The sequence below is a fragment of the Thermoflexus sp. genome, from assembly GCF_025055495.1.
GTDB lineage: Bacteria > Chloroflexota > Anaerolineae > Thermoflexales > Thermoflexaceae > Thermoflexus.
In genome coordinates this window covers 1-5,028 of record NZ_JANWXB010000082.1, presented here as the reverse complement: position 1 = coordinate 5,028, position 5,028 = coordinate 1, and the positions used below count along the sequence as shown (strand labels likewise).

Sequence of the window (5,028 nt, the reverse complement as noted above, 5' to 3'; positions counted from 1 at the left end):
GGGCCAAAGGCCCCCCACACCGCCCCCGAAACCCCCAAATGAAAAATGGGCAAAGCACGATCCTCGGAAGCCTGGATGGAAGAACTTTGGGGATCTACGGAAACGCCGATGGCGGCATCGCACCGGAGCAAGTCCAATTCGATTTTCGCCGTCCTGCTGAGCGGATGGGGATACCGGGCGATCCCCCTGGGGCTTCTCGCGCTTGCGTTCGCGTTTTATCTGATCGCGCTCCCCCCTGGTTTCGTGCACAATGATGAGGCCCACGGCGCCATTGTGCGGATCTACGATCTGTTGGACACCCTGCGGGCGGTGGCGCGGGATAGCCATCCCCCGCTTTATTACGTTTTGCTCTGGGGATGGCTCCAGCTGGTCCCGCATCCCTTCGCGCTGAAATTCGTTTCGCCGTTCTTCGCCCTCCTGGCCCTGGCGCTCGTCTACCGTCTGGTGAAGGCGGCCGCCGGCCCCCGCGCGGGGGCGCTGGCGATGCTCCTTCTTGCGCTGAATCCGCTGTTCTTCGCCCTGGCCACCCTCGGCCGGATGTATTCCATGGCCATCGCCTGGAGCGCCCTAGGGGCATGGCAGGCGCTGCGCGGGCGCGATCGGGGATGGCTGCTCAGCGCCTGGGCGCTGACCCTCACGCATTTCTATGGGGCGTTCTTCCTCCCGGCCCAGCGCCTGATGGCCAAAGGCCCGCGCTCCTGGCTTCGCGAAGCCCTTCTCCTGACCCTGGCCGTCCTTCCCCTGTTCCTCTGGTCGGCCAGCGCGCTGGGCCCTTCGCTGGCCCACACCGTGCGCACCCTAACGCGGATCCCGGTTCGGCCCAGCCCCGTCGAGGTCCTGGCGAACCTGATGGGCGCGCTGGGGATCGGTATCGGGGCCGACGGCGCGCTGGGCTGGCTGGGGGCGACGATCGCGGCCCTCGGGCTGGCGACGGCCATCTCCCCTCGAACGCTCCGCCTTGGGCTGGCGATGGCGATTCCCCTCGGGATCGGGCTGGCGCTGACCACGCGCTTCCCCTTTTACGCCGCGCGGTATTTTTCCCCAATGCTGCCGTTTTACGTATGGGCGTTGACGATCGGCTGGGGCCGCCGATGGCGATGGATCCTGCCCCCGCTGTTCCTCATGCTGGGGATTTACGGCATCGGACGAACCTGGGCGGTTTATGCGAACGCGCCCATCTACGTGGAGGCCCAGCGGGAGCTCTATGCCACCCTCCACGCCCTCGCGCATCCCGCTGACCGCATGGTCTTCCACGGCTACTGGAACCAGGCGGAGATGGCCCTCTTCTACCCGGAGACCCGCTCCCGTCTGATGGCGATGGCGGATCTCGCCAACCCGGGGGATCGCCTCCAGGAACCCACGTGGCTGGTCGGCGTGACGTTCTTTCAGGCGCTTTACCGGCCGGTGGCGGAGGCCCTGGCCCGGCAGGGGCCTTTCGATCGCCATGCCTGGTATCCGATGGCCGAGATCTTCCGCTTCGTCCCCTGGCCCGATGCCCCCTCCTGGCAGCCTGTCCAGATCCGCTTCGAGGAGGGCATCCTCCTGGAGGCCGTGGCCCTCCCGGACCCGGTCGCCGGGCCCCGGGGCAGCGTTCGGGTGGGTCTGCGCTGGCGGGCGGAACGTTCCGTGGCCCGCCGCTATGTGGTCTTCGCTCATCTCTGGGATGAGGCCGGGCGCTATCGGGCCGGGACGGATCGGGAGCCGGAGCCACCCACGGAGCGGTGGGAAGCCGGGTCGTGGATCACCCAGACCCTCGCCATCGCCGTGCCTCCCTTTCTCCCGGCGGGCCGGTATCAAATCATGGTCGGCCTGTATGAGCCGGTGGAATCCGGATGGCGGCGCCTGCGGACGGAGACCGGGACGGACGCGGCGCAGATCGGCTTCGTCGAGATCCGCCCGCTTCTGGACGCCTCCCGGCGCTCGGGGCGTGTGCTCCGGGACGGGATCACCCTGCTGGAAAGCGGCGCGTGGCGCACGGAGATCGACGGCCGGCCGCGGTGGCGGGTGCACCTGGTCTGGCGGGCGGACCGATCCGTACCGGACGACACGCATCGGTTGCTGCTTCGGTTCCCGGACGGAACGGTCGTGACGCTGACGCCTCCGGAGGGATGGTTCCCGGGCGCTCGATCGGCCGGGGAGATCGTGGCGGAGATCTGGGAGTGGGGAGAGCCTCTCGCGCCGGGGCACTACAAGGTATTCTGGGAGGGGGGAGGCCATGCGCTTCTGACGTTTCGGGTTCCGCCGGAGGGCTATCAGTGGAATTATGACTGGATTTTCCTGAACCGCCTTCCATGGTGAGGTGTGGGGGCGAAGTGGCTCGCCCGCACGCCGTTGTTTTCCTGCGTTTCGAGATCGGAGGAGCTCCAGGCGATGATCCGGGATCTGTTCATGGCTCAGGAGCCGGCCCTGCGCTTTTTCGCTGGCCTGGTCTATTACACGCTGGGCCTCAGCCTGCTTCTGCAATCCCGCGGCCATAGCCGCCTGCGTCTGGCCCGCAGCCTTCCTTGGCTGGCCGGCTTCGGGATCCTTCATGCCGTGTATGAATGGAGCGACGCGTTCCTTCTGCCCCTTCGCTCGCCTATCGCGGCGGAGGCCGGGAGCATCCTGATGGTCGGACGGATCATGGCCCTGGCCCTGGCCTTCCTCTGCCTGTTTGAGTTCGGCGCCGACATCGTCGCTCCCCTCGGACCGCGCTGGGGGTGGCTGCGGCCCATCGGGCTCGTCCTGTTCCTGGCATGGGGCGCAGGGGCCTTCGCCCTGGGGCTTCTGGCCGCGCTTCCCCTTCTGGAATGGGAGCGCTGGGTGGAGGCCGGCGCGCGCTACTTCCTGGGCCTCCCCGGCGGAATGCTGGCGGCCTATGCCCTGCGCCGCCACACCTTTCACCTCCTGATCCCCCTGGCCCGGCCGCACATCGTTGGCATGTTGCGCACCACCGGGTTGGCGATCGCCGCTTACAGCCTCCTGGCCGGGCTGGTCGGGCCCCCCGTTCCCATCTTTCCCTTGAACTCAATCAACGAAGAAGCGGTGCAGAACCTCGCGGGCGTGCCGGTTTTCCTGCTCCGCAGCTTGGCGGGCATCGTCCTCGTGGCGGGCATGTTGCGGGCGCTGGAGATCTTCGAGATCGAGCTGAGCAGCCGGCTGAGCAGTCTGGAGGAGGCCCAGATCCTGGCCAGCGAGCGGGAGCGGATGAGCCGGGAGCTGCACGACCGCACCCTCCAGATGATCTATGGGGCCGGCCTGCTGATCCGCAACGTCCAGGCTCAGGCGGAACCCGCCACGGCCAGCGCCCTGAACCCGGTGGTTCGCCTGCTGGATCAGGCGGTGCAGAGCCTGCGGGAGATCCTCCAGGAGCTCCAGGTGCGCCCGGCGATGGCCAGCCTGATCGATGGGCTGGAGCGCCTCATCCGGGAATATGGCCTGTCCGCCCTGATGGATGTGGAAACCGACTGGCAGATCCCTTCGGATGCGCAGCTGCCGCCGGCCCAGCTGCGCCACATCCTTGCCATCGTCTCGGAGGCCCTGAGCAACGTGGTCCGCCACGCCCGCGCTCGACGGGTGCGCATCGCCGCCGCCCTGCAAGACGGCCAGCTCCGGATCCAGATCGCCGATGATGGCCGCGGGTTCGGCCCGGAGGCTCAACCCGGTTTTGGCCTGCGCAATATGGAGGAGCGCGCCTATCTGCTCAACGGGCGTCTGGAGATCCAGAGCCAGCCCGGCGTAGGGACCACGGTGATCTTAGAGGTGCCTTGGTCAGGGATCCGTCGGGAGGCCCTGTATCGTCCGCTGGTTTCGGGCCAATCCCAGCCGGAGGAAGGCCACCGGCGCGCCCCAGGTCACCCAGAGGCCGATCCCCGCGTAACGCAATAGCCGCAGGGCAGGTTCCCCGGAAAGGGAAGGCGGAAGCAGCGAAAACGCCAGCGTCAAACCTCCATAGACCGCCCCCAGGGTGAGCAGGCCGAACGCCAGGCGCAGGCCCCGCTGGGCCGCTGGCCCACCGGGATCGAAACCGTTCCTCCAGGATTCCCCGATCGCCCCCCACGCCATCCCCAGCCAGGCGCCCAATGGCACCGCCGTCTCCCGCGTTCCGTGGATCAGGAAAAGCAGGAGGACGATCCCCGTCGCCAGAAGAAGGCTCCGCCGACGGGAGGCGGTCAGACGGGGGATCCAGAGGGGGGCCTGGCGGGCCATCAGGAAAGCCACCATCGCTCCGATCCCCCAGCCTGCCAGCACATCGTGGACGAAATGGACGCCCAGGACGATCCGGGAGAAGCCGATCAGGAAGACCAGCGCGATGGCCGACAGAGTGAACGATGGCCGCCCGATCATCCCGGCCAGCGTCCCCCACAGCGCCGCGGCGTTCAGCGCATGCCCGCTGGGAAGCCCGTAGCCCAGGGCCTCCCCCCCAGGCAGGAGGACCCGGACCTGATCCGGGGCGACATGGAAAGGACGGGGCGTGGCGAAGAGATCTTTGAGGACGAACGTGAGGTAGCTGCCCAGCAGGAGCCCGCTGGCCGTGTAGAGCGCCTCACGCTTTCGATAGCCCCAGAGCAGGGCAGGAAGGATCAGGAGGAACGCCTGCTCCTCCCCCAGGAATGACATGAGGCGCCAGAAGGGGATGGCCCATGGCGGCTGAAGCGCCTGCAGTTGGACGATCCACTCGATCTGCCAGCGCATCCAGTCCGGCATCCATGCCCTCCTCAACAGGGATTGGCCCCCTTCGCATGAGCCGGGAGCGAACGGCCCGACCGCCGGAAGGGACCTCCTCCTCCCACTTCGCTGCTCCCATGCCGTGAAGCGATGTGGGAGGATCTGAAACGCCCTGTCCACCATCGGGCCCGGCCGGCGGCCCACGTTCTCTGAAGAACGAATCGCTCTTCGATAACGTAGTGCTTTGTCCAGTTATAAACTGGGGATTGGAGGAACCGAAGCGAGTCCGGAAGGCGATGCCCCCTCCCCCCTTTCTTCCCCCTCCCCACGGCCCAGAGGGCCGTGAGGAGGGGGAAGAAAAGATCTTTCGGGGGCGGTGCG

The 5,028-nt window shown here is 67.5% G+C and carries 3 protein-coding genes; 2 read left to right on the top strand and 1 reads right to left on the bottom strand.

Annotated features, from left to right (window positions below; genetic code table 11):
• Positions 1–108: 108 nt before the first annotated feature.
• Both NZM16_RS02965 and NZM16_RS02960 read left to right on the top strand, forming a co-directional pair.
• Entirely contained in the window at positions 109–2,298 is a 2,190-nt protein-coding gene (locus tag NZM16_RS02965) for a glycosyltransferase family 39 protein (protein ID WP_295478444.1), read from the top strand.
• Positions 2,299–2,370: 72 nt separating this feature from the next.
• Positions 2,371–3,867 (top strand): ATP-binding protein, encoded by a 1,497-nt coding sequence (locus NZM16_RS02960; RefSeq protein ID WP_295478441.1) that lies wholly within the window; start codon positions 2,371–2,373, stop codon positions 3,865–3,867.
• Here the strand turns inward: NZM16_RS02960 and NZM16_RS02955 are convergent.
• Positions 3,751–4,686 carry a phosphatase PAP2 family protein gene (locus NZM16_RS02955; RefSeq protein WP_295478438.1) on the bottom strand — a complete coding sequence of 312 codons (936 nt, stop codon included), beginning with the start codon at positions 4,684–4,686 and terminating at the stop codon, positions 3,751–3,753. The genes NZM16_RS02960 and NZM16_RS02955 overlap by 117 nt on opposite strands.
• Positions 4,687–5,028 lie beyond the last annotated feature (342 nt).

Excerpts from the sequence above, each read along its gene's own strand:
- NZM16_RS02960 (WP_295478441.1), top strand. The coding sequence starts at position 2,371 with ATGATCCGGGATCTGTTCATGGCTCAGGAGCCGGCCCTGCGCTTTTTC.
- NZM16_RS02955 (WP_295478438.1), bottom strand. The coding sequence starts at position 4,686 with ATGCCGGACTGGATGCGCTGGCAGATCGAGTGGATCGTCCAACTGCAG.
- NZM16_RS02965 (WP_295478444.1), top strand. The coding sequence starts at position 109 with ATGGCGGCATCGCACCGGAGCAAGTCCAATTCGATTTTCGCCGTCCTG.